The organism is Rhizobium sp. 2MFCol3.1 (assembly GCF_000377565.1).
Taxonomy (GTDB): domain Bacteria; phylum Pseudomonadota; class Alphaproteobacteria; order Rhizobiales; family Rhizobiaceae; genus Rhizobium.
Map to the genome: position 1 here is coordinate 21,580 of NZ_KB898360.1, position 24,847 is coordinate 46,426.

Sequence of the window (24,847 nt, forward strand, 5' to 3'; positions counted from 1 at the left end):
GCTCTACTACGGGCCCTTCTTCTCTTGGGTGACGAGACCGATGTTCTTGAAGCCCGCACCCTGGATGCGTGCCATGACATCGGCGATCACGCCGTAAGGCGCGGCCGAATCGCCACGAACGAAGATGCGCTCATTGTAGCCGGTGGTGGCGATCGCCTCGAGCTTGGCGGCGATTTCCTCGACCGGGATCGGCGTTTCCTGCAGGAACGCGGTACCGTCGTTCTTGACGGAGATCGTGATCGGCTGCGTTTCGGAATTCAGCGCCTTGGCCTGCGTTTCCGGCAGGTCGATCGGCACGCCGACCGTCATCATCGGAGCTGCGACCATGAAGATGATCAAAAGCACGAGCATGACGTCGACCAGCGGCGTCACGTTGATTTCGGAAATGGCGCCACCTCTGTGGCCACCGCGACGACGCCGACGGTTTCCACCGCCTCCGCCACCGCTTGGAGCACCCATACCCATGTCGTTCTCTCCGTTTCCGTCGGATTACTGCGCGGCCTGACGCGGCTGCAGCTTCTCGTCGATTTGGCGCGAAAGAATGGCGGAGAATTCGTCCGCGAAGCCTTCCATGCGTGCCGAGAGCTTGCCCGCATCGGCGGAGAACTTGTTGTAGGCGATAACCGCCGGGATAGCGGCGACAAGGCCGATTGCTGTTGCGAGCAGCGCTTCGGCGATACCCGGCGCGACGACCGCGAGGTTGGTCGACTTCGAGCCGGCGATTGCCTGGAACGAGGTCATGATACCGACGACGGTACCGAACAGACCGATGAACGGGCCGGCAGAGCCGATCGTCGCCAGCGAGCCGAGACGGGCCGAGAGCCCTTCGGATTCGCGAGCAAGCGTCACGTCCATGGCGCGGTCGATACGCATCTGCAGGCCGATCGGCGAACGTGCGCCGCGCTCGAACGACTTCTTCCACTCGCGCATGGCGGCGACGAAGATTGAGGCGAGGCCCGTGTTGTTACGCTCCGACAGCGAGCGGTAGAGTTCTTCCAGCGACTGGCCCGACCAGAATACCTGCTCGAACTTGTCGAACTGCCGGCGCGCGCGGCCGAAGGCCAGATATTTGTCGATGACGATCGCCCAGGTCCAGACGGACGCTGCGATAAGACCGAGCATAACGAGCTTGACGACGAGGCCAGCCTGCATGAAGAGCGACCAGAGACTGACGTCCGTGTGAGCCGCTGCCAAACCTACTTGTTCCATTGATCCAAAATCCCCGAATCCAAACGCCCGGCACTTGACCGGGCGGCACAAAGTGATCTCGCAAGATATGTCTGGCTGCCGCCGCCCAAAGCCCTGGTCAAGCTTCCAAGCTCTTATCCGCCTTCCTTGCCGTCAAATTTGGTCAAAGGAAGGCGTGCACCGCACAAACTCTGACAATCCGAGTAAGACACTATTATCGTTAATAGTTCGTTAGCGCCGGATCATAAAAGGCTGACTATTGGCGAGAGGTTGATCCCTTGGAATACTTGGCCAGATCTCAGATCGATGACCAAAACAGCACAAACCTTGCGCGCGGCAATTCCTTCACATGAAAGTCATGTTTTTGCAAGGGCTGGTTGGCCATATCCGTGCATGGCGGCAATGCGGTAACGGAAGAGCTCTTCACGAATACCAGTTAGCAGGACGATCACGCCCGCTTCAATTCCTTGATCGCACCGGGATCGCGATCGAGCAAACGGAAGAGATTGACGACGGCGGGCGTCGGCATGACTTTGCCGGTCTCGTAGCGCGAAAAGGCATTGTGCCCCCCACCCGTCAGCTCGGACGCTTCGACCTGATTGATGCGGAGTTTCTTGCGGATGCGACGCAACTCGCTGCCGAGCGCTTTGCGCGCCTCAAGCAACAAGGCGTCGCCGGCGGCCGCATAACGCTCGGCGCTTTCCTGATCATATTCAATCTCACCGCAGGCGCCGCAGCGGAAACCGGACAGGCCCTCCACATCAACCTTCAGATCCCGAAAGACGACCTGATGTGTTTCATTGGCAAAGGGCACCATCTCGCGCTCGGCCTCGCAGCAAACACACAGCTTGGTCATGAACCCAACTCCTTGAACTGTATCACCGGCGCGCCATCGGCCCGAAGCGTCACCTTCACATAGGCCATGCCGGCCGGCGTGTCGGCATGGTAGACGTCCTGCCATACGGAACTGTCGGCGTAGGTGGTCATCGACTTGTAGAGATCTTTTCTCTTCAGACCGCAGATCACATCGATCATCTCCGAGATCGTCAGACCCATCGCTCTGCCGCCGTCGATCGCGGTCTTGGTGAAAGCTGCAGCGCGGCGGGCTCTCACCACCACGACAATCGCCGCAAGATCGTAATGCGCCGTCCGTTTCTCCATACCCAATATTACCCTTTGAGGGTAAAAATTCAAGGATGCCGCCGGGCGATTGGCCTAGACTAGACCTCGATCATCATCTGCTTCGCCAACCCTTCCGGCAGCCGCCGGGGACGACCGCTGGCATTGATGACGGCGATGATCACCTTGGCGGCGATCAGCAGCGTGTCGTCGCGGCGAATCTCCTGCGTGAGCACCATCTTGGCGCCGCCGGCCTTTTCCGTACGCGTCGTTACTGTCAGGATATCGTCCATGCGCGCCGGCGACTTGAAATCGATCTCCATGCGATGGACGACGAAGACGAGGCCCTCTTCATCGGCGGTAATCAGCTCGCGCTGCTCGACGCCGAGGCAGCGCAGATAGTCGGTGCGGCCGCGCTCGAGGAAGTGCAGGTAGCGGGCGTGGTAGACGAGGCCGGAGAAATCGGTGTCCTCGTAATAGACCCGCTGCAGCAGGCGATGGCCCGCTTCCGTCAGTTCGCCCGAGATCGAATGAGAGATCGAATGCACACCGTCCGCCATAATTTTCTCCAAAGTCGCGCGCCCTCTTTGGCTGAAGACATTCCGCCTTGCAAGCATTGAACAATTGTCACGCTTTCTAAGTAATCCTCGATAGCGAAGGCCAACAAGGAGACGACACCATGAAGATTGCGGTGATGGGCGGAGATGGATTTATCGGCTGGCCAACATCATTGCATCTGTCGGACGCCGGCCACGATATTCACATTCTCGACAACCTCTCGAGACGCTGGATCGACACCGAACTCGGCGTACAGTCGCTGACCCCGATGGACTCGATCCAGGAGCGCACCCGCATCTGGCACGCCGAGACCGGCCGCCGCATCCACTTCAATCTGATCGACCTCGCGAGGGATTACGAGCTCCTGAAGAAATGGCTCGCCGAAAACCGGCCCGACGCCATCATCCACTTCGCTGAGCAGCGCGCCGCGCCCTATTCGATGAAGAGCGACCGCCACAAGAACTACACGGTCAACAACAACATCAACGCCACCCACAATCTCTTGAACGCACTCGTCGAACTGCAGCTCGACGCGCATCTGATCCACCTCGGCACCATGGGCGTCTACGGCTATTCGACGGTCGGCGCCGCCATACCCGAGGGGTATCTCCCCGTCGGCATCGAGACGACGAGTGGCGAAACAGTAAGCCAGGAAATCCTCTACCCGGCCAATCCCGGCTCGATCTACCACATGACCAAGTGCCTGGATCAGACGCTTTTCCACTTCTACGCCAAGAACGACGGCCTCCGGATCACCGACCTGCACCAGGGCATCGTCTGGGGCACCCACACGGAGCAGACACGCCGGCACGAGCAACTGGTCAACCGCTTCGACTATGACGGCGACTACGGCACCGTTCTGAACCGCTTCCTGATCCAAGCCGCGATCGGCTATCCGCTGACCGTCCACGGCACCGGCGGCCAGACCCGCGCCTTCATCCACATCCAGGATTCCGTGCGCTGCATCGAGCTGGCCTTGAAGAACCCGCCGACCCGCGGCGCCCGCGTCGAGATCTTCAACCAGATGACCGAAACCCACCGCGTCCGCGACCTCGCCGAGATGATTGCGAAGCTGACCGGCGCCGAGATCGCCTGGCTCCCCAATCCGCGCAAGGAAGCGCCGGAAAACGAGCTGATCGTGAAGAACGACAAGTTCCGCAATCTCGGCCTTGATCCGATCACGCTGAAGACGGGGCTGATGGGCGAGATCGTCGACGTCGCGAAGAAATTCGCCTACCGCGTCGATCGCAGCCGCGTACCGGCGGTGTCGGCATGGACGAGGGATATCGCGCCGACGATCAACCACGATCCCGAGGGCAAGCGATTGAAGTCGGTGTCGTGAGACGTGGCGAGACATGGGAAGCCTAGAGCGGTGAGCCCCCTCATCCGCCTGCCGGCACCTTCTCCCCGTTGGGGAGAAGAGACTCGTTGCACCCTCTCGACCTCGTCTAACCTCACCGTTCCTGCGATAGGGCAGAAAGCCCACCACCTGCCCCTTCTCCCCAACGGGGAGAAGTGCCGGAGCGCCAGCGAGGCGATGAGGGGGGCGAGGTCCGCCGAGCGGCCTGAGCGGCAAGCGAAGGCCAACATCACAGCCCTCCCCGAGACCCACGCAAGATGACCTCCCGCAACGCCTACGTCACCCTCGTCACCAACGCCGACTACGCCATGGGCGCCACCGCGCTCGCCCGCTCGCTGCGCATGACCCACACCACCGCCGACATCGTCGTCCTCCACACCGGCGGCGTCACCGAAGCTGACCTCGCGCCCTTGAGCACCCTCGGCTGCCGTCTCATCCCCGTCGAACATCTGCCGCTGTCGGACGCGTTCAACGAACGCCACGCGCGCGGCCAACTCCACGCGGCAGCCCCCTTCACCAAGGGCCGCAAGCCGCTCTTCCACTCGCCGCTCGACAATTTCTGCAAGCTGCGCCTCTGGGAACTGACCGAATACGCAAGCTGCGTCTTCATCGACGCCGATGCCATCGTGCTGCGCAATATCGACCGGCTCTTCGCCTATCCCGAATTCTCCGCCGCCCCGAATGTTTACGAATCGCTCGCCGATTTTCACCGCATGAACTCCGGCGTCTTCGTCGCAAAGCCCTCGAGGGAAACATTCAGCGCCATGCTGGAGCGCCTGGATCAGCCGGAAATCCTGTGGAAACGCACCGACCAGACCTTCCTGCAGGCGTTTTTCCCGGAATGGCATGGTCTACCGGTCTATTTCAACATGCTACAATATGTCTGGTTTACCATGCCTGCGCTTTGGGACTGGAACAGTATTTCCGTCCTGCACTACCAGTATGAAAAGCCATGGGAAACAGATCATCCGAAGGCGGAAAGCCTGAGGCCGCTGATCGACCTGTGGCAGGCATTCTACATGGGCAAGGACGTGCCGGACATATCGGCCATGGCCAATCCGAAAGGGGCAGCATGAAGGTACTGGTATCGGGTGGAACAGGACTTGTCGGTCGCTATATCGTCGAGGAACTGCTTGCAGCCGGATATTCGGTCATCATCGGTGGCCGCCATGCCCCGCTGCCGCGCGCCTTCTCCCGCCCCGTCGACTTCGCGCCGCTGTCGCTTGACCCCGAAAAGGACCATGTCGAGGCCTTCGACGACGCCTATTTCTTCGTGCACGCCGCCTTCCATCATGCGCCCGGCAAATATCGCGGCGGCGAAGGCGACGATCCCGAGACCTTCAAGCGCTTCAATCTCGACGGCACCGTGCGTCTGTTCGAGGCCGCCAAACGCGCCGGTACGCGCCGCTGCATCTTCATCTCCAGCCGTGCCGCCTATGGCGAGCATCCGCCGGGAACCACGCTGACGGAGGCGACGCAGGAGAAGCCGGAAACGCTTTACGGCCAAACCAAGCTCGACGCCGAACGCAGCCTAGCGCATCTGGCCGCCCCCGGCTTCGCCACCGCCAGCCTGCGCCTCACCGGCGTCTACGGCAATCTGCGCCCCAACAAATGGGACAAGCTGTTCGGCGATTACCTGAGCGGCCGACCGATCCCCGCACGGGCCGGAACCGAAGTGCACGGCCAGGATGTCGGCAAGGCCGTGCGCGTCATGCTCGAGGCCGATGCCGGTCGCATCTCGGGCGAGACCTTCAACGTCTCCGATCTCGCGCTGGACACCTGGGATATTCTCGAGCCGATCCGCTGGGAGCACGATTGCGCCAACCGCCTGCCTGTCGCCGCCGACAAATCGCTGCTGACGCCGATGGACACGACCAAGCTGCAAGCGCTGGGCTGGCAGCCAGGCGGACTGCCGCTCTTCGAAGAAACCATCCACGCGCTCGCGACACAGCCGGCGGCCTGACGCACGAACGTCGCATTCGCGCGTTGCTTTTGCATACGCGCGTTGCATTGCGCGCCCGGCGTTCTATTGTCCCGCCACAAGAGCAAGGCGGACATCATGAACGCAAAAGACATCAAGGCCGGCATGCGCGCCGAAAGGCTGGCGCTGAGAGATGCCATTCCCATGGAGACCAGGGCCGCGATGAGCCTCGCCATGGCCGAACACGCCGGCGAGGCCATCGCGTTTGCGCCCGGCACCATCATCTCCGGCTTCCTGCCGATCCGATCGGAAGCGGACCTTCGCCCGCTGATGGCGCGGTTTCGCGCACGCGGCGCTAGGCTCTGCGTCCCCGCCATTCTCGACCGCCAGACCATCGTGTTTCGCGAACTCGTCGATGGCGCGCCACTGGTCTCCACCGGCTTCGGCACATCCGGCCCCGGCCCTGACGCACCGGTTCTCGACCCCGAGATCCTGCTGGTGCCGTTGTCCGCCTTCGACGGACGCGGCCACCGGATCGGCTACGGCGCCGGTCATTATGACCGCGCGATCGACCGTTTGAGGCAAAAAGGCATGCATCCGAAACTCATCGGCATTGCATTCGACTGCCAGGAAGTGGCACATGTGCCCGACGAGCCGCACGATGTAAGCCTGGATGCCATCCTGACAGAAAGCGGCCTGCGCTTTTTTGCCTCTTGGATTGGATAGCAATGCGACTGCTTTTTTTGGGTGACATGGTCGGCAAGACGGGACGCACGGCGGTGTGGGATCGCCTCCCCGGCCTGATATCGGACCTGAAGCTCGACTTCGTCGTCGTCAACGGCGAAAACGCCGCCGGCGGCTTCGGCATCACCGAGGACATCTTTCTCGAGACCATCAACGCCGGCGCCGACGTGGTGACGACCGGCAATCACGTCTGGGACCAGAAGGAAGCGGTCGCCTTCGCCGGCCGTAACGACCAGTTCCTGCGCCCCGCCAACTATCCCCAGGGCACGCCCGGTCGCGGATCGGGCCTGTTCTACGCCCGCAATGGTGCCCGCGTGCTGGTTGCCAACGTCATGGGCCGCGTCTTCATGCATCCGGAACTCGACGACCCCTTCAAGGCGGCCGAGACCATTCTGGACGCCTGCCCGCTGAAGGAGCAGGCCGATGCGATCATCTTCGATTTCCACGCGGAAGCCACCAGCGAGAAGCAGTGCTTCGGCCACTTCGTCGATGGCCGCGCCTCCTTCGTCGTCGGCACCCACACGCATGTGCCCACCGCCGACCACCAGATCCTGAACGGCGGCACCGCCTATCTCTCCGATGCCGGCATGTGCGGCGACTATGACAGTTCACTCGGCATGGACAAGGAAGAGCCGCTGAACCGCTTCATCTCGAAGATGCCGAAGGGCCGCATGGAGGCCGCCACCGGCCCCGCCACCATCTGCGGCGTCGGCGTCGAGATCTCGGATGCGACGGGTCTTGCGGAAAAGATCGCGCCGCTGCGCCTCGGCCCGAGACTGTCGGAAACCATCCCGGAATTCTGGCGCTAAACCGGGCATTTGTCTGCCATGACGTAAAAGTGAGCATCGCGGTCCGGATTTGATCTGGACCGCTGCCGACCCTTGCCGCATCCTTTTGCCAGTGAAAGCGCTGGGGACGTGGCATGAAGCTGCATTTTCTTGTCTTCGCAATGACCACACTCTCCGGCCTGCTGCCGGGCTGGCTGGGTTCTGACGCCGCGCAAGCACAGGAAGCGCGCCGCAACGTCAGCCAATGCCAGGCGATCGCGCAATCCATTCCCAAGGCGACATTCGCGAGCTTCTCCGGTGCCGTCCCGATCGCGGGCGCCGCGGACAACGAGACGGTGACGCTCACCTACATCGGCCACTCGACCTTCCTGATTGAGACGCCCGGCGGCGTCAGCATCGCCACCGATTACAGCGGCTGGTATACGCCGCCGCGCATGCCGATGGTGGCGACGATGAACCGCGCCCACTCCTCGCACTACACGCTGACCCCTGATCCGGCGATCAAATACGTCCTGCATGGCTGGAGCGATGTGCCGGGCGAGAAGGCCAAGATCGATTTGACGGTCGGCGACACCTACATCCGCAATGTCACCACCGATATCAGGGGCGGCTATGGCGCGCCGCAGGCCGACGGCAATTCCATCTTCATCTTCGAGGTCGCAGGCCTCTGCATCGGCCATCTCGGCCACCTGCACTACGAACTGACCGACGCCCATTACACCGAGATCGGCCGGCTCGACATCGTCATGGTTCCCGTCGACGGCGGGCTGACCATGGGCGCCGACAGCATGAGCCGCATCATCAAGCGCCTGCGCTCCTCGCTGGTGCTACCGATGCACCAGCCACGCCCGCTCGCCAACTTCCTCTCCATGTTCGGCCCCGACTTCGACGTCGTCTACGCCTCGGGCAACAGCATCGACGTCTCGATGCGCACCCTGCCGAAGAAGCCGCAGATCTATGTGGCGAAGGGGATGCAGTAGAGGGGTGCCTGCGTCACTCAAGGCGACGGGAATATTGGGCGGTTCTTTTCGTCATAGGCTTCGACAAGATCGCCCATGCGCGACGCTAGCAAGGCGAGCGGATGATCCTCGTCATCACCGACCTCCGCAAGGATTTCGTCGAGTTGGCCGACAAGACGATCATACTCTGTCTCGTTCGCCGGCATCGTGAGAAGCGGCGCTACCTTCACGTGACGGCACCTTTCACGATGGCATCAACCTCGTCGATCACATCGTCCAGGTCATGTCCAAGGCCTGCGTCGATATCCTTGCGTGCCTGATCCAACTCAATGATTTGTCGGCCTTCCGACGCGAGATAGGATTTCAGAGCGCGCACGAACACCCAGCTGCTTTTCCGGTCACAAATACCAGCGATCTGCTCGATCCCCGCGAGCACATCGGCAGGCAGACGCATGGTGATCGGGTCTGAAAGCTCATGACTGCTCATCGCCTTACCTCCGATTGCAATGCAAGCTACGTCACACCAGTAGACGCGTCAAACCTCCCACCCATGCAGCCTAAGCAACAAAAAAGCCCAGGAGCCAAAGCTCCCGGGCCTCGATCGACCTCGCTACAAGGCCCAACTCAAGCAAACTGCAGATGCTGACGCACGCCGACGTCGGGCATCTTGTCCTCGTCGAGATTGGCCTTGGCGATTTCCCAGCCGAATTTCAACTTGCTGCCGGTCGACACCCAGATTTCGGCGTCGTCGACATGCATAGCGAGCATCGTGAGTTTCGGGTCCTTCTTGCCATCCTCGTACCAGGCGGCCACGACCGAGTTCCAGTATTCCTCGATCTTGGAGGCATCCTGGCGAACCTCGATCTTGCCGGCGAGGCAAGCGTGATAGTCATGATCCTTGCCGACCACGCAGAAATGCGCCCGCGTTCCGGGCTTGATCGCCCGCACGATCTCCGCGTCCGACTTGGTGTAGAACCAGATGGTATTGGTCTTGGGATCGGCGTTCGGCGCCATGGGCTGCATGTGCATGTCGGCGCCATCGACGCCGAGCATACCGGCATGAATGTCGTTGACCTGATCCCAGAGCTGGCGTGCCGGGTGTTCCCGTGCCTCGTTGAAACTAGCCATAGCGCTTCCTTCCGTTTCGAATGGTCCGTGTTTGAAACGTCATCTCGCGGGCTTTGTTCCCCAAAGTGAAAACAGATGCTACGCTCCTGGTATCGTGGGGATATGGGGGATCGTCATGCGCATAGCGGCATTGGTCACGCTGGGCTTCGCCTCGGCATTGTCTCTGGCATCGGCCTTGCCCGCCGACGCCGCCGACCGCAGCTTCATGCCCGACGAGAACGGCCAGATCGTCTTCGTCACCCCATCGAGAAACATCGGCTGCACCTATATCCCGAAGGGCGGCACGGAGATGTATAAGCCCGATGACGGCGGCCCCGAGCTCGGCTGCGACCGCATCGAGCCGAAATATATCCGACTGATCTTGTCGGCCACGGGCAAGGCCTTCGTCTTCGAGATGGAGGGCGACACCGCCTGCTGCGACGATGTCAACGTGCTGAACTACGGCGATCGCTGGAAGGCGGGACCGTTTACCTGCATGTCCGATGAAAGCGGCCTCACCTGCCGCCGCAAGGACGGCCACGGCTTCTTCGCGAGCCGCAACAAATACACCGTCGATTGACGCCACGCCCCGACGCCGCGGCCATCCGGCACGCCTGTTTTCCCTTGAACGCGCCCCGTTTCACTCTTATAAGGCGGCCCATTCCCAACAATAAGACGTGAACAGGGGTGCCATGGCTGGCCATTCACAGTTTAAAAACATCATGCATCGCAAGGGCCGTCAGGATGCCGTGCGGTCGAAAATGTTCTCCAAGCTCGCGCGCGAAATCACCGTTGCCGCCAAGGCCGGTCTGCCCGACCCGACGATGAACGCCCGCCTGCGCCTGGCGATCCAGAACGCCAAGGCCCAGTCGATGCCGAAGGACAACATCGACCGCGCCATCAAGAAGGCTGCCGGCGCCGACGGCGAGAACTACGACGAAGTGCGCTACGAAGGCTACGGCCCGGGCGGCACCGCGATCATCGTCGAAGCGCTGACCGACAACCGCAACCGCACCGCCTCCAACGTCCGCTCGATCTTCACCAAGGCCGGCGGCGCACTGGGCGAAACCGGCTCGGTTTCCTTCTCCTTCGACCATGTCGGCGAGATCACCTACAAGCTCTCTGCCGGCGATGCCGACAAGATGATGGAAGCGGCGATCGAAGCCGGTGCCGACGACGTCGAGACCGACGAGGAAGGCCACTACATCACCTGCGGTTTCGAAGCGCTCGGCGAAGTCGCCAAGGCGCTGGAAGCTTCGCTCGGTGAAGCTGAAACCGTCAAGGCCGTCTGGCGCGCCCAGAATAACGTGCCTGTCGACGAAGAGCGCGCCCAGTCGCTGCTGAAGCTGATCGACAGCCTCGAGGACGACGACGACGTGCAGAACGTCTATTCGAACTTCGAAGTCTCGGAAGAAGTTCTGGCCAAGCTCTCGGCCTGATCGCTTCCGATCGCAATCTGAAAAAAACCGGCCCCGGAAACGCGGCCGGTTTTTTGTTGTCCACAGGTCTATCCGCGTGAGCCCTCACATACTGCCCCCAGGCGGTAACACGTCCGTGAACACGGGGTGTTTGTTAAGGCCTCGGTAACCCTGGCCGCTTTGAATGCCGCCCATTCGCTCCAGCCGGTCTGCCTCAAGGCCAGCCTCACTTCATACTCTCGGCGGGAAAACGACCCATGAAAAGACTATCCCTTTCGCTCTCCATCGCACTTGCAGGCACGCTCGCAGGCGCGGTCACGGCTCATGCGCAGCCATCCATGGTCAAGCAGTTCGACGATTGGGGTGTCTATTCCTACGACCGCTCGGGCAAGACGGTGTGCTATATTCTGACAGTGCCGAAGACCATGCAGCCCGCCGCCGTCGATCATGGCCGCAACTATTTCGTGGTCGGCCGCGCGCCGGGCCGTGGCACGAACTACGAGCCGCAGGCGATCATGGGCTATGATCTGAAGCCCGGCTCGCGCGCCAAGGTGGAGATCGGCGGCAAGGAATTCACCATGTTCACCAAGGGCTCCTCGGCCTGGGTGCTGGAAGAGACCAAGGAGCCAGACCTGATCGACTCCATGCGCGGCGGCAGCGACATGACCGTCGACGCCGTCTCGCGCCGCGGCACCGCCACCAGCTACACCTACTCGCTGAACGGCGTCACCGCCGCGCTGAAGCGCATGGCCCAGTGCAACTGAGCCGATCGCAATGTGTAAGACAAAACTGACGAAGCGCATCTCGGCATGAGGCGCGCTCGAAAGGACGGCATCCGCGTGCCGTCCCCTGCCCGCCTTGCCCGCGGCTGGAAGCGCACGGCCGCGATCTGCCTTGCGGGCATGGCGTTGGCCTGCACCTCGATCGCCGCCAATCCGCTGCTGTCGCAGCCCGCGCCCGTTGCGGCCAAGGCCGACAATGGTCCCAAGGGCCGCGAGACCGGGCTGAAGGTTCCTCGCTTCGTGTCGCTGCGGTCGCGCGAGGCCCGCATGCGCGTCGGCCCCTCGCTCGATTACGGCATCGCCTGGATCTACCGCGTTCCCGGCCTGCCGCTGGAGATCACCGCCGAATACGGCAACTGGCGCCAGGTGCGCGACAGCGACGGCGTCTCCGGCTGGATGCACCGCGCGCTGCTGTCGAGCAACCGCACCGCGATCGTCGGGCCGTGGCTATCAGCACACGTGCCCCTTCGCGACGGACCGAGCAGTTCGGCTCGCAAGCTGGCCTCGCTGACCCCTCGCGTGCGCGTCGCGATCAGCGATTGCGACGGTAGTTGGTGCAAGGTGGATGTGACCGGCCACGATCTGGACGGCTTCATCAGGCAATCGGCGCTCTGGGGTGTCTATCCCAATGAGACGATCAAGTAGAGGCTCAGACCACCGCCCTCAGGCGGCGACCTGCATCCCGGTTGCTGCCGTCAGGCAGCAGCCTGCATCAACGTGTTGAGCCCCGCGAACAACTCGACCGACTTCAGCCGCGCCTCGATATCGTGGATCGGCATCGAGATGATCAGCTCGTCGGCCTGCGTGTCGCGCAGGAATTCCGCGAGCTTCGCCTCAGCCGTCTTCGGTGACCCGACCACGGCGTAGCGCAGCGTATGCTCGACCGTCATCTTCTCCATCGGCGACCAGAAGCTCTCCATATCCTGGAGCGGCCTTGGGAACTGGCCGCGCACGTTGCGGCGCAGGTTCACGAACTGCTGCTGCGCCGAGGTGAAATGATACGCGGCCTCCTCGTCGGTCTCCGCCACCGATCCCATGACGCCGACCATCGCATAGGGCTTGTCGAGCACGGCGGATGGCTGGAACCGGTCGCGATAGATATCGAGCGCCTCCATCAGCGAATCCGGCGCGAAGTGCGAGGCGAACGCATAGGGAAGGCCGAGCATGCCGGCGAGCTGCGCGCTGTAGAGACTGGAGCCGAGCAGCCAGATCGGCACGTTGCTGTTCATCCCAGGCACGGAGAGGATCGCCTGGTTTTCGACCGGCGCGCCGAGCAGCTGCTGCAATTCGACGACATCGTTGGGGAAGCTGCTGGCATCGAGATTGCGCCTCAGTGCCTGCGCCGTGCGCATGTCGGTGCCCGGCGCCCGCCCGAGCCCAAGATCGACGCGCCCCGGAAACAGCGCCTCCAGCGTGCCGAACTGCTCGGCAATCACGAGCGGCGAATGGTTTGGCAGCATGATGCCGCCCGATCCGATCCTGATCCTTTTCGTCGCCGCCCCGACATGCCCGATGACCACGGCGGTGGCGGCACTGGCGATCCCCGGCATGCCGTGGTGTTCGGCCAGCCAGAAGCGGTTATAGCCGAACGCTTCGGCCCGCTGCGCCATCCGCGCCGAACTCTCCAGCGACTGCCTGATGGTGCTGCCTTCGGCAACCGGTGAGAGATCGAGGATCGAGAAGGGAACCATGGCGCGGCCTGTCGGTGGTTGGATTGGACACCCTATGTAGGTGCTTGGATGAGCGCCCCAAAGGGCCGCAGGCGAAAAACACCGACCGCAACACGGAGAGGCAGCGCTCGCATTGACAGCCCGCCGGCGGTTGTCTAAGCATGCCTCATACCGGCTGACCGGTCGTAAGCGTCTAACGTCAAGCAACGCACTTATCGATCCTCGTCGGTCGGAGTGCGTTTTTTTGTGCCCGTTGGACGAGGAATAGCCAGGAGGTTACCGTGGCTTTCCAGACTTTTCGTGATCCGCAGCAGCGCCGGCTGTATCTGCTGGCAGCGATCCTCTTCATCTCCTATCTCTGCATCGCGATCGCGCTTCCCGTGATCCCTGTTTACGTCACCGGCACGCTCAAGCTTGGAAACATGTGGGCTGGCCTCGGCGTCGGCATTGCATTCCTCTCGACCATCGTCAGCCGCGGCTATGCCGGCGGAATGAGCGACCAGCGTGGCACCAAGGTTGCCGTGCAGCGCGGGCTTGCGCTCTACGTGGTTGGTGCGCTGGTGTCACTGATCTCGGGCCTGCTGTCGCAAATGCCGTCCGCCGCTTATCTTGTGCTCATTGCCGGGCGGCTGCTGCTCGGGCTTGGCGAAAGTCTCGTCGCGGTCGGTATCATCTCTTGGGGTATCGGCATCGTCGGGCCGCAGCGCTCCGGCAAGGTGCTCGCCCTCGTCGGCGCCGCCATCTATGGCGCGCTGGCCGTCGGCGGCCCCATCGGCCTGCTGCTGCTCGCCCATCTCGGCTTTGCCGGAACCATGGCGGTCGGCGCGATCCTGCCCCTGCTCGGGCTTATCGCCATCAGCAGGGTTCCAGCAGTTCCGGTGCACGCCGCACAGCAGCGCCCTCCCCTCCTCAGCGTGATCGGCCGCATCTGGCTGCATGGCGCGGTCATCTGCCTGCAGGGCATCGGCTTTGCCGCGATCGGCGCATTCTTCACGCTCTACTTCCAGAGCAAAGGCTGGGCGTTCGCCGGCCTCGGTCTGACGGCCTTCGGCGTCGGCTTCGTCATGGTGCGCATTCTCTTCGGCCACCTGCCGGATCGGTTTGGCGGACTTGCCGTGGCCATGGTGTCGCTTGCCGTCGAGGCGGTCGGCCAGACTTTGATCTGGAGCGCCGGCGACCCCAGCGTCGCGCTGATCGGCGCCTTCATGACCGGCCTCGGCTGCTCGATGATCTTTCCGGCCATGGGCCGCGAGGTCGTCCATCTCGTCGCGCCGCATCTGCGCGGAACGGCGCTCGGCGGCTTCTCGGCATTCCAGGATGCGTCTTACGGGCTGACGGGACCGCTTGCCGGTCTCCTCGCCGACCGGGCCGGCTATGACAGCATCTTCCTAGTCGGCGGCACCACCGCCACCTTCGGATTGCTGATCGCCACCGCCCTGCGCCGCAGAACGGCCCGCGCGGCGCTGCCCGAGGGATAATGACCCGACCGACCCCGCTCATGCCGGCGCCAACGCCGGCATGAGCCTGTTGTGGTCGAGAGATCAACCAGCCTTCGCCGATCCGATACCGTCAAGCTTGGCGACGGCATCGGCGGGCAGCACGAGATCGGCGACCGCGAGGTTTTCCCGCAGATGCCCGCGCGACGAGGTGCCGGGGATCAGCAGGATGTTCGGCGCGCGCTGCAGCAGCCAGGCCAGCGCCACCTGCAACGGCGAGGCACCCAGCTCGGTCGCAACATCCGACAGCGTCGAGGACTGCAGCGGCGAGAAGCCGCCGAGCGGGAAGAAGGGCACATAGGCCGTCCCCTCGCTCGCAAGCTTTTCGATCAGCGCATCGTCCTCGCGATGGGCGAGATTGTACTGGTTCTGCACGCAGACGATCTCGGTGATCTTGCGCCCGTCTGCGATCTGCCTAGCTGTGACGTTGGAAAGGCCGATATGCTTGACGAGGCCCTGGCGCTGCAGATCCGCCAGTACGGTGAGCGGCTCTTCCAGCGAGCCCTCGGCCGGGCCGTGCACATCGAACATGGCGCGCAGGTTGACCACCTCGATCGCATCGAGGCCGAGGTTCTTGAGGTTGTCGTGGATAGCCTGCGTCAGCGCCTCCTTCGAAAAGGCAGGGTTCCAGGACGCATCCGCCCCACGCACCGCCCCGATCTTGGTGACGATCACGAGGTCGTCTTTATAGGGATGCAGCGCTTCCTTGATGATCTGGTTGGTGACGTGCGGGCCGTAGAAATCGCTAGTGTCGATATGATCGACACCGCTCTCGACGGCCTCACGCAGCACCGCCACCGCTTCCGCGCGATCCCTCGGCGGCCCGAAGACGCCCTTGCCGGCGAGCTGCATGGCCCCATAGCCGAGCCGTTTGACGATGCGGTTGCCGAGTTTGAATGTTCCAGACTTTTCAAGATTGGACATGATCTTTCTCCGTTTCGATCAAGACGAGAAATAGGTCAGTCTGGTTCCATCGATAAGCCAAGACAATCCGCACGGGCTGTTCGGAATCTCGGACAGTGACTTGGCATCCGCTCATGTCGAAGCCGGAACGGGGGCAGCCTCAGGCTTGCCGAACCGCAATCCGCAGACAAGCGGCACGCTGACCGCGTAGACGACGATGACGGACAACCAGATCGCGCCCGGCCATTGCGCCCTGACCAGAAAATAGACGCTGGAGAAACCGAGCGGCGTGACGATCGAGGCAAGGCTCACCGCCGAGGACAATACGCCCTGAAACCGCCCCTGCTGGCTCTCGTCGACCTGCCGCGTCGCCAGCGATTGCAACGCCGGAACGCCGATGCCGCCGAGCGCGAAGAGCGGCATGATCGCAAAGATCATCCATCCCCGCGTGGCAAACGCCATGACGACGAGCGAGAGACAGGCGCTGGCGACACCGGTGAGGATGGCGCTGCGTTCGCCGAGCAGCTTGACGGCGGGCCCCGGAAGGAAGGCCTGGGCGAGCGTCTGGCAGACACCGAAGGCGCCGAGCGAGAGGCCGACCCAGAGACCGTTCCACTGGAAACTGTCCGCGCCCCAGAGCGCCCAGCAGGTGCCGTAGACCTCGCCCGTGGCGCTGAAGATGAAGAAGATGACGACGATGGGCAGCAGGCTCTTCATGGAAAAGAGCCAATGAAGCGGCCGCAGCGGGTTCAGTGCCGCGAGATCGACCTTCTCCCGGCTGGGCTTGCGCGATTCCGGCAGCATGAGGAAAGCGAGAAGCAGGTTGCAGCCATTCAGCACCGCCGCCGCGATGAAGGGTAGCCGCAGCCAGTAATCGCCCAGCGCGCCGCCGAGCACCGGGCCGACAATGAAGCCGGCCCCGAACATCGCATTGATGAGGCCGAAGCGGCGGGCGCGTTTGTCCTCCGGCGATATGTCGGTGATATAGGCCGACGCGACGGAGACATTGGCGCTGGTGAGCCCGGCGATGGCGCGGCCGAGAAGCAGCATCCAGAGGCTGGGTGCGAAGGCGAGGAACAGATAATTGATGGCCGCACCGCCAAGCGAGATCAAAAGCACCGGCCGCCGGCCGAGCAGGTCGCTCAGCGAGCCGAGTACAGGGGCAAAGATGAATTGCATGGCCGCGTAAAGCGCGGTCATGATGCCGATGGTGGAGGCGACGTTGTCGGCGTGGGTGACGTCCTTGAGCAGTGCGGGAAGAATGGGAAAGATAAGCCCGATGCCGACGGCATCGAGAACGATGGCAGTGAAGATGACGAGAAGTGGTCTAGTCACAGATGGCGTGGTCATGGATTGTGTAGGCATGGCGTGTTCCGATCGAACGCGAGCGCACGAACGCACGCGGCGCCGATGGCTCACGATAGGGCCTGGCGATGCAGGCGATGATGTTTGGGAACGCTGGCCGATCGATGCCTGAGGCGGCATGGATGGCGTGTGCTTGACCGCATGGACGACAATTCGTCCACCTGTTTTACTCCGCCACTGAGCGGATCAAGGAAAGCGGTCGCTTTTCGCGATGCGCTTATTTACGCCAATCGCGCGCTGGCGGCAAGTGGCGTGCTGTTGGCTTCAGCCGGACGGCTGGCTGACTGGAGAAGAACATTCGCGATAGCGCTGATATCGCCCGCAGCCGACCCTTGAGCATACGCAGGTCCGGCACCGCCGCTTCAACCATGAGAAGCGGCGGCCTCGATGCGTGTCTTATCCACGCCGCCGCAGCACATGCACTTCGGCGCTGTGCTGATGCTCACCCTGCGCCAGCGTGAAATTGGCGAGCTGGCGATCCATCTCGACCGCTTCGGTGGCGAGCAGATGGATGGCGGCCGTGCTTTCTTCAACCATCGCCGCGTTCTGCTGCGTCATCTGATCAAGCTCGGCAACCGCCGTATTGATCTGGCGCAGCGTCTCCGCCTCCTCGCGGGTGGCGTCCATGATCTCGCTGATCTGGCCGTTGATCGCCTCGACATGACCGCCGATCCCCGTCAGCGCCACGCCGGCCCGCTCGACCAGCGACACGCCGGCCTCGACCTCATGCGTGGATTTCTGCAGGAGATGCGAGATCTCCTTGGCAGCACCCGACGAGCGCTGGGCAAGCTCGCGCACTTCGTGGGCAACGACCGCAAATCCCTTGCCGGCTTCCCCGGCGCGCGCCGCCTCGACGCCGGCATTCAGCGCGAGAAGGTTGGTCTGGAAGGCGATGGAATCGATGACCGAGATGATCGAATTGATCTGACGCGACGAAGACTGGATCGCCTCCATCGCTGCGATCGTATCGCGCATGATCTGGCCGGAGCCCGATGTCTCGCGCTTGGCGTCGCGGGCGATCCGCTCGGCCTCTTCGGCGCGCGCAAGCTGCGAGCGGACCGACTGGGTGATCGCGTCGATGGCGCTCGCCGTCTCGGTGATCGACGCCGCCTGCCGCTCGGTGCGGCCGGCAAGATCGTCCGAACCGGCGCGCATCTCTTCCGAGCCCGAACGCACCGCCGCCGAATTGCCGCCGATCGCCGTCATCGTGTCGCTGAGCGTTGCCAGCGCCTGATTGAAATTGTGGCGCAGCCCCTCGAGCTCGTTCGGGAAGCGCCGGTCGATCTGATAGGCGAGATCGCCGTTCGCCAGATGCAGCAGCCCTTCGTCGATCGCCTCGACCACTTCCTGCAACGTCTTCGCCTCCGCCTCGCGCTCGGCCATGTGTTGCTGTCGGTCGCGGTCGGCGCGTTCGCGCGTCTCCGCGCTTGCCGCTTCCAGCGTGCGGCTGTCGATGAGCGACTGCTTGAAGCGCGCAAGCGCCTTGGCCATAGTGCCGATCTCGTCGTGGCGGTTCTGGCTGCCGATCTCGACCTCAAGATCGCCATCGGCCACCGCGCGGGTGACGCCCGCAAGCTTGGCGAGCGGCGAAAACAACATCTTGGTGATGATCCCGGTCGCGATAGCCATGACCACGAGCACGCCGCAGCCGATCATCGTCAACAGCATCGCGATTTCGAGCGATCCGGCATTGATCTCGCTGAGACGCATGCTCTCGACCACCAGATAGCGCGCACCCTCATAGTCAACGGGCTTCACATAGGCCCGCGCGGCGCCATCGGCGCGGCTGAAATCGTTGACCGACATCGCGGGATTGGCAAACGCGTCCTTCAGGAAGGTGAAGGGCGCGGTATCAAGCGTCGCCAGCCGGCCGGCTTCGTTGACCGTGACGGCCGACCCATCCTCGGAAACGATCGCCGCCTGCGCCGTGCTGCCGGCAACGATACCCTTGGAGAGGATGCTGGCGACGACATCGTCGCGCACCTTAAACAGCATCACGCCCTTCGGCTGGCCGAGCTTGACGATAGGCACGGCATAGAAGATCGCCGATGCACTGTTCGCGTCTACCCGCAGGCCGGAGAAACCGGCGGGCGCGCCATCGTCGGTCGCCTTGGCGGTGTTTTCGATCGCCTTGGCAAACGCCAGACCGGCGCCGGTCGATTTCCACGCATCCGACTTCAGGTTTTCGGCGAAATCGTCGTTCTTCTTGTAGGAATAGAGCACGAAGCCATCGAGATCGGCGATCAGGAGGTCGCTGAACGGCGTATTCTGCAGATCGCGCGCGACTTCGCCTTGGGTTTTCTCATGGTTGGAATAATAAAAGCCGCTCGGCGCATCCGGCTTCACCAGCTTCTCGCGCTCGCCGGCCGGGTTTGGATTGTCGGTGATGAACACCTTCTTGAGCTCGGCGCGCACATCGCCCGAGGTCTTCTCGATCGTCTTCCAGCCGCTCTTCAGGCTGGTGATCGACATCTGCAGCGCCTCGATGCGGGCGATCGAATTGGCCTGATTTTCCAGCTGCGCCAGCTGATCATGCAGCATGTCGCCGCGAAAGATCAGCACGCTCTCCTTGGCCTTCAGCGCCTGCTCGCCGGAAATGCGGCTGCTGGCGAAATAGGCGAGACAGTTGATGGCGGCGATGGAAAGCGCCGTCAGCAGAATGAAAGTAGCAATGACCTTGAAGGACAGCGACTGGAATCTCTGAACCATGAAAAAACTCGAACCCCTTCCGGAACAGCTGATACCGACGGGGCTGGCGCCCCACAGGCAGGCCTGAAAACAGAACACGGGAAGCCTTCGCTCAAGAAAGCTGGCTCCTCTCATCTCTTGTGGATCATAAGTTACCGAGGGAATTTAAATTCCCGTAAATATGGTCCATCAAAAACGATGGCATGTTTTTGTTTTGTTCACATATCGATGGCAGTTATCGCTGATCTGCAATAGGATTACCGCATGCAAAGCGCGATTCGTATCATCGGCATCGACCCCGGCCTGCGCCGCACCGGCTGGGGCGTCATCGAGACGCTCGGCAATTCGTTGCGCTTCGTCGCCTCCGGTACGGTCACGTCCGATGGCGACATGGACCTCGCCTCGCGCCTTTGCCAGCTGCATGACGGCCTTGCCGACGTCGTCCACGTGCATCAGCCCGATGAAGCCGCCGTCGAGGAGACCTTCGTCAACAAGGACGCCGTCGCCACGCTGAAGCTTGGCCAGGCCCGAGGCATCGCCATGCTCGTTCCCGCTCGCGCCGGCCTGCACGTCTCGGAATACGCACCGAACGCAGTGAAGAAGGCTGTCATCGGCGTCGGCCACGCCGAGAAGAAGCAGATCCACATGATGCTGAAGATCCTGATGCCGAAGGCCGAGTTCAAGGGCGACGACGCCGCCGACGCACTCGCCATCGCCATCTGCCACGCCCACAACCGCGGCGGCGCTCGCATGCGCATGGCCGCGCTTGCCGGCTAGCTTGTTCTTGACTTGTTCTCGTTTCGTGGTAAGTAATACCCGAGAGGTATTACCATGCGTGTAACCGAAAAAGGCCAGGTGACGATCCCCAAGGAGATCCGCGACCGATTGAACATCGGCCCGGGGTCGGAGGTGGATTTTGTCGCAGACGAGAAAGGCGCTCGGCTTGTGGTCGTCGCCGAAGGTAAATCCACATCGGACGAAGAATTCGCGACGTGGCTGAAAAGTGTGTCCGGTACATTCGACACGCTCGGCATGACCACGGATGAATATATGGAATGGCTGAGGGGGCCGCGCGATGACCTCGGTCCTCGTTGATACCAACGTTTTCATCGACGTTTTTGGGCCGGAAACGCAATTCAAGGAGTGGTCGTCGGAGATGATCTTGAGGCTGCGCCCGCAAGCGCAGTTCATTCTCACACCGATCGTCTGGGCTGAATTGTCAAGCATGGCGCCGAGCGAGGATCAGCTCATGTTCATGCTGGCGCGTCTCAATCTGGTGCGCGAAGCGGTACCCTTTCCTGCAGCCTATCAGGCCGGACTGGCCCACATCGCCTACCGCCGCGCCGGCGGCGCGCGCGAACGCACACTCCCCGATTTCCTGATCGGCGCCCATGCGTTCGTTCGCTCCCATCGCCTACTCACCCGCGATCCCGGGCGCTACCGAGCCTACTTCCCGGCGCTCGACCTTATCACGCCCGAAACCCACCCCATCTGAACTCTTAACCGGCGGACCACCAAACATGATCGGCAAGCTCAAAGGCACCATCGACGAAATCGGCGACGACTATGTGCTCGTCGACGTGCACGGCGTCTGCTACGTGGCCCATTGCTCGGCGCGCACCCTGTCGCGCATCGGCTCGGTGGGCGAAGCCTGCATTCTCTTTATCGAGACCTATGTGCGCGAAGACCAATTGAAGCTCTTCGGCTTCATGAGCGCGCTCGAGCGTGAATGGTTCAACCTGCTGCAGAGCGTCCAGGGCGTCGGCGCCAAGGTGGCGCTCGCAGTGCTTTCAACCCTGACGCCGGGCGAACTCGCCAATGCCATCGCCCTGCAGGACAAGACATCGATCTCCCGCGCCAACGGCGTCGGCCCCAAGGTTGCCGTCCGCATCGTCACCGAACTGAAGAACAAGGCCCCCGCCTTCGCCGGTGAGGCATCCGCCAATATTGGCCTGAAACAGGAACTCGGCGAAGGCGTCGCCTCCGCCCCTGTCGCCGACGCCGTCTCGGCCCTCACCAACCTCGGCTACAGCAGAGACCAGGCCGCCAACGCGGTTGCCGCCGCGATGAAGACGGCGGGAGAAGGCGCTGACAGCGCCAAGCTGATCCGGCTGGGGTTGAAGGAGCTGTCGCGGTGATTGGCTGGAAGCCGGTTTGGAACTACTATTGATGCACTCGACCGAAAGAGGCTTCAACGATGAGCGCTTTGACAAAATTGAGTTCGAAAGGACAGCTTACGATCCCAAAGGGAATTCAGGAGAAACTGGACATCGCGCCGGGCACCGAATTTTACCTGACGGTTGAAGACGGCAAGCTATTGGCAACACCGAAACGCACATCGATGTCGGCAACGAAGCGGCTGATGGATTTTGCAGGAATTCTCGGCAAGCCTCCCAATGGCAGGAGCTTGAGCTCGGAGGACATCGATGAAGCCATCATGGACGCGGTTGTAGAGGATGAGGAGCGTATTCAACGGGAATGGCACGAAGGCCGTAAATGATCGGGATCGACACGAACATCCTGCTGCGGTTTCTTCTCGATGATGAACCGACCCAAGGCGCGATCGCCCGGCAGTTCATGTCCGAGCGGACCACTGACGACCCGGCATATGTGAGCGCAGTCGTGCTCGCGGAAACCATCTGGTTGCTCAACCGACGCCTTGGTTACTCCAAGCCCGAGATCGCCAACGTATTGGCGCAGCTTGCGCAAGCAGATGAAATCGTTATCGAGCATTCGGAGGAGTTGAAGCTTTTGACCGTCGACGCATCCCGACCGATCGCCGATATCGCGGATTATCTTGTCGTCTGGGCCGCTGCGAATGCGGGCTGCGCCAAAACCTTTACCTTCGACCGCAAGGCCGCCCGCAAAATTCCCGGAATGGAACTTCTCGCATGACCGACACCGCTCGCCTCATCACCCCGGAAAAACGTGATGGAGACCTCAAGGAACTGTCGCGGTAAGCGCAATTGCCAGGGCGGTCACGCCTTACTATTATGCAAACGTAAGGCGGAGCGACAGAGCGAGACCATGGGCTTCAACATCACGATCACATCCAAGGGACAAATGACGATCCCCAAGGATCTGCGCGATCAGCTGAACGTCAAAGCCGGCGACAAATGCTATGCTTGGGTCCGAAACGGTGAACTGATCATGGTCCCCCGCAACAAACCGCTCAGCGAGCTTGCAGGCATCCTCGGCAAGCCGCCGGTTGATGCGCCGCTGTCTCAGGAGGGCATCGATGAGGCGATAATGGACGCCGCCGTCGAGCGCTACGAAAATGCGATTGGAAAGAGCGAGCGCGAATGAATGAGCGCTTCGGCATCGACACGAACGTGCTCTTGCGCGTCGCCATGGCCGATGACGCCAGGCAAGCCGATGCCGTGGCGGCTCTCCTGGGCCGGCTGGGGCAGGACGACGTGCTCTTCGTCAATGTCTCCGTCGTTCTCGAAGCCTATTGGGTGTTGAACCGCATGTATCGCTATCCGAGAGAGCGTATTCTCGATTTCATCCAGGCAGTCCTCGAACGACGAGAATTCGAGGTGGCCGCTTATGAAGCCGTGGGCAATGCCGTCTATCTCTGCAGAACCGCCAACGTCGATTTCGCCGATGTGCTGCTCAGTGAAATGAACCGGCTCGACGGCTGCGCCAAAACCTTTACCTTCGACCGCAAGGCCGCCCGCAAAATTCCCGGAATGGAACTTCTCGCATGACCGACACCGCCCGCCTCATCACCCCGGAAAAACGTGGAGAGGACTTCGACGCGACGCTGCGGCCGCAATCGCTCGACGAGTTCACCGGCCAGGCCGAGGCTCGCGCCAATCTCAAGATCTTCATTGAGGCGGCGAAGAACCGTGGCGAGGCGCTTGATCACGTTCTCTTCGTCGGGCCGCCCGGCCTCGGCAAGACGACGCTGGCGCAGATCATGGCCAAGGAGCTCGGCGTCAATTTCCGCTCGACATCCGGCCCTGTTATCGCCAAGGCCGGTGATCTCGCGGCGCTGCTCACCAATCTCGAGGAGCGCGACGTGCTCTTCATCGACGAAATCCATCGCCTCAGCCCCGCCGTCGAGGAAATCCTCTATCCTGCCATGGAGGACTTCCAGCTCGATCTCATCATCGGCGAAGGCCCGGCCGCGCGCTCGGTGAAGATCGACCTGTCGAAGTTCACGCTGGTCGCCGCCACCACCCGTCTCGGCCTTCTGACGACACCGCTGCGCGACCGCTTCGGCATCCCGGTGCGGCTCTCCTTTTACACCGTCGACGAACTGGAGTTGATCGTGCGCCGCGGCGCGCGGCTGATGAACCTGCCGATGACGGACGAAGGCGCCCGTGAGATCGCCCGCCGCGCCCGCGGCACCCCGCGTATCGCCGGCCGCCTGCTGCGCCGCGTGCGTGATTTCGCCGAGGTCGCGAGAGCCGAGGCCGTCACCCGCGAGATCGCCGACGAAGCGCTGACCCGGCTGCTGGTCGACAATCTCGGCCTCGACCAGCTCGACAAGCGCTATCTCAACATGATCGCGGTGAATTTCGGCGGCGGCCCCGTCGGCATCGAGACGATCGCGGCCGGGCTGTCCGAGCCGCGCGACGCGATCGAGGATATCATCGAGCCCTACATGATCCAGCAAGGCTTCATCCAGCGCACCCCGCGCGGCCGCGTACTGACGGCCACCGCGTGGAAGCATCTCGGCATGCAGCCGCCCAAGGATCTCGAAGCCGCCCAGTTCCGCCTGTTCCAGCAGGACGATTGAGGAACCCCTACCCCGCTTCGCGCATTGGCATCTC

Annotated in this window: 32 protein-coding genes; 20 read left to right on the top strand and 12 right to left on the bottom strand. The window is 62.4% G+C overall.

The window, feature by feature from the left end; genetic code table 11:
* Window positions 1-6 precede the first annotated feature (6 nt).
* From tolR to ybgC, 5 genes are all read right to left on the bottom strand, one after another.
* On the bottom strand, window positions 7-465 hold the full coding sequence (gene tolR / locus D460_RS0116195; RefSeq protein ID WP_026283221.1) for a protein TolR: 459 nt from the start codon (window positions 463-465) through the stop codon (window positions 7-9).
* A 24-nt stretch (window positions 466-489) separates the two neighbouring features.
* On the bottom strand, window positions 490-1,209 hold the full coding sequence (gene tolQ, locus D460_RS0116200) for a protein TolQ (RefSeq protein ID WP_026283222.1): 720 nt from the start codon (window positions 1,207-1,209) through the stop codon (window positions 490-492).
* 427 nt (window positions 1,210-1,636) lie between these two features.
* Window positions 1,637-2,044, bottom strand: coding sequence for a type II toxin-antitoxin system MqsA family antitoxin (locus tag D460_RS0116205; RefSeq protein WP_018899624.1), 408 nt, complete (start codon window positions 2,042-2,044; stop codon window positions 1,637-1,639).
* On the bottom strand, window positions 2,041-2,349 hold the full coding sequence (locus tag D460_RS0116210; protein WP_018899625.1) for a type II toxin-antitoxin system MqsR family toxin: 309 nt from the start codon (window positions 2,347-2,349) through the stop codon (window positions 2,041-2,043). Before D460_RS0116210 ends, D460_RS0116205 begins: the two co-directional genes overlap by 4 nt.
* Window positions 2,350-2,408: 59 nt before the next feature.
* Window positions 2,409-2,867 (bottom strand): tol-pal system-associated acyl-CoA thioesterase, encoded by a 459-nt coding sequence (gene ybgC / locus D460_RS0116215; RefSeq protein WP_018899626.1) that lies wholly within the window; start codon window positions 2,865-2,867, stop codon window positions 2,409-2,411.
* A gap of 119 nt (window positions 2,868-2,986) precedes the next feature.
* Here ybgC and D460_RS0116220 point away from each other — a divergent pair, with 119 nt between their 5' ends.
* The 6 genes from D460_RS0116220 (at window position 2,987) to D460_RS0116245 (ending at window position 8,658) form a co-directional block, all read left to right on the top strand.
* Window positions 2,987-4,207 (top strand): NAD-dependent epimerase/dehydratase family protein, encoded by a 1,221-nt coding sequence (locus D460_RS0116220; protein ID WP_018899627.1) that lies wholly within the window; start codon window positions 2,987-2,989, stop codon window positions 4,205-4,207.
* 275 nt (window positions 4,208-4,482) lie between these two features.
* The gene (locus D460_RS0116225; protein WP_018899628.1) at window positions 4,483-5,301 is read left to right on the top strand and encodes a glycosyltransferase; all 819 of its coding nucleotides are present in this window, start codon (window positions 4,483-4,485) and stop codon (window positions 5,299-5,301) included.
* Complete coding sequence (locus tag D460_RS0116230) at window positions 5,298-6,188, top strand: NAD(P)-dependent oxidoreductase (protein WP_018899629.1); 891 nt, start codon at window positions 5,298-5,300, stop codon at window positions 6,186-6,188. Before D460_RS0116225 ends, D460_RS0116230 begins: the two co-directional genes overlap by 4 nt.
* A 96-nt stretch (window positions 6,189-6,284) precedes the next feature.
* Window positions 6,285-6,872, top strand: a complete 588-nt coding sequence (locus D460_RS0116235) for a 5-formyltetrahydrofolate cyclo-ligase (protein WP_026283223.1) — start codon at window positions 6,285-6,287, stop codon at window positions 6,870-6,872.
* Window positions 6,873-6,874: 2 nt separating this feature from the next.
* Complete coding sequence (locus tag D460_RS0116240; RefSeq protein ID WP_026283224.1) at window positions 6,875-7,699, top strand: TIGR00282 family metallophosphoesterase; 825 nt, start codon at window positions 6,875-6,877, stop codon at window positions 7,697-7,699.
* A gap of 113 nt (window positions 7,700-7,812) precedes the next feature.
* Window positions 7,813-8,658 carry an MBL fold metallo-hydrolase gene (locus D460_RS0116245; protein WP_018899632.1) on the top strand — a complete coding sequence of 282 codons (846 nt, stop codon included), beginning with the start codon at window positions 7,813-7,815 and terminating at the stop codon, window positions 8,656-8,658.
* A 17-nt stretch (window positions 8,659-8,675) separates the two neighbouring features.
* Here D460_RS0116245 and D460_RS33185 read toward each other — a convergent pair whose 3' ends face one another.
* From D460_RS33185 to D460_RS0116260, 3 genes are all read right to left on the bottom strand, one after another.
* Window positions 8,676-8,867: a hypothetical protein gene (locus D460_RS33185; protein WP_018899633.1), complete on the bottom strand. Its 192-nt coding sequence runs from the start codon at window positions 8,865-8,867 to the stop codon at window positions 8,676-8,678.
* On the bottom strand, window positions 8,864-9,124 hold the full coding sequence (locus D460_RS0116255) for a CopG family transcriptional regulator (protein ID WP_018899634.1): 261 nt from the start codon (window positions 9,122-9,124) through the stop codon (window positions 8,864-8,866). The genes D460_RS33185 and D460_RS0116255 overlap by 4 nt, the downstream gene beginning before the upstream one ends.
* A gap of 137 nt (window positions 9,125-9,261) precedes the next feature.
* Window positions 9,262-9,765: a pyridoxamine 5'-phosphate oxidase family protein gene (locus tag D460_RS0116260; protein WP_018899635.1), complete on the bottom strand. Its 504-nt coding sequence runs from the start codon at window positions 9,763-9,765 to the stop codon at window positions 9,262-9,264.
* A 115-nt stretch (window positions 9,766-9,880) separates the two neighbouring features.
* On the opposite strand from D460_RS0116260, the gene D460_RS0116265 reads away from it, so the two are divergent.
* The 4 genes from D460_RS0116265 to D460_RS0116280 all read left to right on the top strand — a co-directional run bounded on the left by D460_RS0116265 (window position 9,881) and on the right by D460_RS0116280 (window position 12,589).
* Complete coding sequence (locus D460_RS0116265) at window positions 9,881-10,324, top strand: DUF6636 domain-containing protein (RefSeq protein ID WP_018899636.1); 444 nt, start codon at window positions 9,881-9,883, stop codon at window positions 10,322-10,324.
* Between the two features lie 112 nt (window positions 10,325-10,436).
* On the top strand, window positions 10,437-11,183 hold the full coding sequence (locus D460_RS0116270; protein ID WP_018899637.1) for a YebC/PmpR family DNA-binding transcriptional regulator: 747 nt from the start codon (window positions 10,437-10,439) through the stop codon (window positions 11,181-11,183).
* 236 nt (window positions 11,184-11,419) lie between these two features.
* Complete coding sequence (locus D460_RS0116275) at window positions 11,420-11,926, top strand: invasion associated locus B family protein (protein ID WP_018899638.1); 507 nt, start codon at window positions 11,420-11,422, stop codon at window positions 11,924-11,926.
* A gap of 45 nt (window positions 11,927-11,971) precedes the next feature.
* Window positions 11,972-12,589: an SH3 domain-containing protein gene (locus tag D460_RS0116280; protein WP_018899639.1), complete on the top strand. Its 618-nt coding sequence runs from the start codon at window positions 11,972-11,974 to the stop codon at window positions 12,587-12,589.
* A 50-nt stretch (window positions 12,590-12,639) separates the two neighbouring features.
* On the opposite strand, the gene D460_RS0116285 is transcribed toward D460_RS0116280, so the two are convergent.
* The gene (locus D460_RS0116285; protein ID WP_018899640.1) at window positions 12,640-13,635 is read right to left on the bottom strand and encodes an LLM class flavin-dependent oxidoreductase; all 996 of its coding nucleotides are present in this window, start codon (window positions 13,633-13,635) and stop codon (window positions 12,640-12,642) included.
* A gap of 260 nt (window positions 13,636-13,895) precedes the next feature.
* Here D460_RS0116285 and D460_RS0116290 point away from each other — a divergent pair, with 260 nt between their 5' ends.
* Window positions 13,896-15,092: an MFS transporter gene (locus D460_RS0116290; protein WP_018899641.1), complete on the top strand. Its 1,197-nt coding sequence runs from the start codon at window positions 13,896-13,898 to the stop codon at window positions 15,090-15,092.
* A gap of 63 nt (window positions 15,093-15,155) precedes the next feature.
* Here the strand turns inward: D460_RS0116290 and D460_RS0116295 are convergent, their stop codons facing one another.
* From D460_RS0116295 to D460_RS0116305, 3 genes are all read right to left on the bottom strand, one after another.
* Complete coding sequence (locus D460_RS0116295; protein ID WP_018899642.1) at window positions 15,156-16,034, bottom strand: aldo/keto reductase family oxidoreductase; 879 nt, start codon at window positions 16,032-16,034, stop codon at window positions 15,156-15,158.
* 111 nt (window positions 16,035-16,145) lie between these two features.
* Complete coding sequence (locus D460_RS0116300; protein WP_026283226.1) at window positions 16,146-17,348, bottom strand: tetracycline resistance MFS efflux pump; 1,203 nt, start codon at window positions 17,346-17,348, stop codon at window positions 16,146-16,148.
* Window positions 17,349-17,774: 426 nt separating this feature from the next.
* Window positions 17,775-20,087, bottom strand: coding sequence for a methyl-accepting chemotaxis protein (locus D460_RS0116305; RefSeq protein ID WP_018899644.1), 2,313 nt, complete (start codon window positions 20,085-20,087; stop codon window positions 17,775-17,777).
* Between the two features lie 243 nt (window positions 20,088-20,330).
* Here D460_RS0116305 and ruvC point away from each other — a divergent pair, with 243 nt between their 5' ends.
* From ruvC to ruvB, 9 genes are all read left to right on the top strand, one after another.
* On the top strand, window positions 20,331-20,843 hold the full coding sequence (ruvC, locus tag D460_RS0116310; RefSeq protein WP_018899645.1) for a crossover junction endodeoxyribonuclease RuvC: 513 nt from the start codon (window positions 20,331-20,333) through the stop codon (window positions 20,841-20,843).
* 54 nt (window positions 20,844-20,897) lie between these two features.
* Window positions 20,898-21,161, top strand: coding sequence for an AbrB/MazE/SpoVT family DNA-binding domain-containing protein (locus D460_RS0116315; RefSeq protein ID WP_018899646.1), 264 nt, complete (start codon window positions 20,898-20,900; stop codon window positions 21,159-21,161).
* On the top strand, window positions 21,142-21,561 hold the full coding sequence (locus D460_RS0116320) for a type II toxin-antitoxin system VapC family toxin (RefSeq protein ID WP_018899647.1): 420 nt from the start codon (window positions 21,142-21,144) through the stop codon (window positions 21,559-21,561). Before D460_RS0116315 ends, D460_RS0116320 begins: the two co-directional genes overlap by 20 nt.
* A gap of 25 nt (window positions 21,562-21,586) precedes the next feature.
* Window positions 21,587-22,204, top strand: coding sequence for a Holliday junction branch migration protein RuvA (gene ruvA / locus D460_RS0116325; RefSeq protein ID WP_018899648.1), 618 nt, complete (start codon window positions 21,587-21,589; stop codon window positions 22,202-22,204).
* Window positions 22,205-22,263: 59 nt separating this feature from the next.
* Window positions 22,264-22,566, top strand: a complete 303-nt coding sequence (locus tag D460_RS0116330) for an AbrB/MazE/SpoVT family DNA-binding domain-containing protein (protein WP_018899649.1) — start codon at window positions 22,264-22,266, stop codon at window positions 22,564-22,566.
* Window positions 22,563-22,961 (top strand): PIN domain-containing protein, encoded by a 399-nt coding sequence (locus D460_RS0116335; protein ID WP_018899650.1) that lies wholly within the window; start codon window positions 22,563-22,565, stop codon window positions 22,959-22,961. The genes D460_RS0116330 and D460_RS0116335 overlap by 4 nt, the downstream gene beginning before the upstream one ends.
* Window positions 22,962-23,093: 132 nt before the next feature.
* The gene (locus D460_RS0116340; protein ID WP_018899651.1) at window positions 23,094-23,372 is read left to right on the top strand and encodes an AbrB/MazE/SpoVT family DNA-binding domain-containing protein; all 279 of its coding nucleotides are present in this window, start codon (window positions 23,094-23,096) and stop codon (window positions 23,370-23,372) included.
* Window positions 23,369-23,776 (top strand): type II toxin-antitoxin system VapC family toxin, encoded by a 408-nt coding sequence (locus tag D460_RS0116345; RefSeq protein ID WP_018899652.1) that lies wholly within the window; start codon window positions 23,369-23,371, stop codon window positions 23,774-23,776. Before D460_RS0116340 ends, D460_RS0116345 begins: the two co-directional genes overlap by 4 nt.
* Window positions 23,773-24,813: a Holliday junction branch migration DNA helicase RuvB gene (gene ruvB, locus D460_RS0116350; RefSeq protein WP_018899653.1), complete on the top strand. Its 1,041-nt coding sequence runs from the start codon at window positions 23,773-23,775 to the stop codon at window positions 24,811-24,813. Before D460_RS0116345 ends, ruvB begins: the two co-directional genes overlap by 4 nt.
* Window positions 24,814-24,847: the final 34 nt, after the last annotated feature.

Excerpts from the sequence above, each read along its gene's own strand:
- tolR (WP_026283221.1), bottom strand. The coding sequence starts at position 465 with ATGGGTATGGGTGCTCCAAGCGGTGGCGGAGGCGGTGGAAACCGTCGG.
- tolQ (WP_026283222.1), bottom strand. The coding sequence starts at position 1,209 with ATGGAACAAGTAGGTTTGGCAGCGGCTCACACGGACGTCAGTCTCTGG.
- D460_RS0116260 (WP_018899635.1), bottom strand. The coding sequence starts at position 9,765 with ATGGCTAGTTTCAACGAGGCACGGGAACACCCGGCACGCCAGCTCTGG.
- D460_RS0116340 (WP_018899651.1), top strand. The coding sequence starts at position 23,094 with ATGGGCTTCAACATCACGATCACATCCAAGGGACAAATGACGATCCCC.
- D460_RS0116225 (WP_018899628.1), top strand. The coding sequence starts at position 4,483 with ATGACCTCCCGCAACGCCTACGTCACCCTCGTCACCAACGCCGACTAC.
- D460_RS0116305 (WP_018899644.1), bottom strand. The coding sequence starts at position 20,087 with ATGGTTCAGAGATTCCAGTCGCTGTCCTTCAAGGTCATTGCTACTTTC.
- D460_RS0116330 (WP_018899649.1), top strand. The coding sequence starts at position 22,264 with ATGAGCGCTTTGACAAAATTGAGTTCGAAAGGACAGCTTACGATCCCA.
- D460_RS0116295 (WP_018899642.1), bottom strand. The coding sequence starts at position 16,034 with ATGTCCAATCTTGAAAAGTCTGGAACATTCAAACTCGGCAACCGCATC.
- D460_RS0116240 (WP_026283224.1), top strand. The coding sequence starts at position 6,875 with ATGCGACTGCTTTTTTTGGGTGACATGGTCGGCAAGACGGGACGCACG.
- D460_RS0116320 (WP_018899647.1), top strand. The coding sequence starts at position 21,142 with ATGACCTCGGTCCTCGTTGATACCAACGTTTTCATCGACGTTTTTGGG.
- ruvC (WP_018899645.1), top strand. The coding sequence starts at position 20,331 with ATGCAAAGCGCGATTCGTATCATCGGCATCGACCCCGGCCTGCGCCGC.
- D460_RS0116270 (WP_018899637.1), top strand. The coding sequence starts at position 10,437 with ATGGCTGGCCATTCACAGTTTAAAAACATCATGCATCGCAAGGGCCGT.
- D460_RS0116280 (WP_018899639.1), top strand. The coding sequence starts at position 11,972 with ATGAGGCGCGCTCGAAAGGACGGCATCCGCGTGCCGTCCCCTGCCCGC.
- D460_RS0116265 (WP_018899636.1), top strand. The coding sequence starts at position 9,881 with ATGCGCATAGCGGCATTGGTCACGCTGGGCTTCGCCTCGGCATTGTCT.
- D460_RS0116220 (WP_018899627.1), top strand. The coding sequence starts at position 2,987 with ATGAAGATTGCGGTGATGGGCGGAGATGGATTTATCGGCTGGCCAACA.
- ybgC (WP_018899626.1), bottom strand. The coding sequence starts at position 2,867 with ATGGCGGACGGTGTGCATTCGATCTCTCATTCGATCTCGGGCGAACTG.
- D460_RS0116230 (WP_018899629.1), top strand. The coding sequence starts at position 5,298 with ATGAAGGTACTGGTATCGGGTGGAACAGGACTTGTCGGTCGCTATATC.
- D460_RS0116245 (WP_018899632.1), top strand. The coding sequence starts at position 7,813 with ATGAAGCTGCATTTTCTTGTCTTCGCAATGACCACACTCTCCGGCCTG.
- D460_RS0116335 (WP_018899650.1), top strand. The coding sequence starts at position 22,563 with ATGATCGGGATCGACACGAACATCCTGCTGCGGTTTCTTCTCGATGAT.
- D460_RS0116345 (WP_018899652.1), top strand. The coding sequence starts at position 23,369 with ATGAATGAGCGCTTCGGCATCGACACGAACGTGCTCTTGCGCGTCGCC.
- ruvA (WP_018899648.1), top strand. The coding sequence starts at position 21,587 with ATGATCGGCAAGCTCAAAGGCACCATCGACGAAATCGGCGACGACTAT.
- D460_RS0116255 (WP_018899634.1), bottom strand. The coding sequence starts at position 9,124 with ATGAGCAGTCATGAGCTTTCAGACCCGATCACCATGCGTCTGCCTGCC.
- D460_RS0116275 (WP_018899638.1), top strand. The coding sequence starts at position 11,420 with ATGAAAAGACTATCCCTTTCGCTCTCCATCGCACTTGCAGGCACGCTC.
- D460_RS0116210 (WP_018899625.1), bottom strand. The coding sequence starts at position 2,349 with ATGGAGAAACGGACGGCGCATTACGATCTTGCGGCGATTGTCGTGGTG.
- D460_RS0116235 (WP_026283223.1), top strand. The coding sequence starts at position 6,285 with ATGAACGCAAAAGACATCAAGGCCGGCATGCGCGCCGAAAGGCTGGCG.
- D460_RS0116285 (WP_018899640.1), bottom strand. The coding sequence starts at position 13,635 with ATGGTTCCCTTCTCGATCCTCGATCTCTCACCGGTTGCCGAAGGCAGC.
- D460_RS0116205 (WP_018899624.1), bottom strand. The coding sequence starts at position 2,044 with ATGACCAAGCTGTGTGTTTGCTGCGAGGCCGAGCGCGAGATGGTGCCC.
- ruvB (WP_018899653.1), top strand. The coding sequence starts at position 23,773 with ATGACCGACACCGCCCGCCTCATCACCCCGGAAAAACGTGGAGAGGAC.
- D460_RS0116315 (WP_018899646.1), top strand. The coding sequence starts at position 20,898 with ATGCGTGTAACCGAAAAAGGCCAGGTGACGATCCCCAAGGAGATCCGC.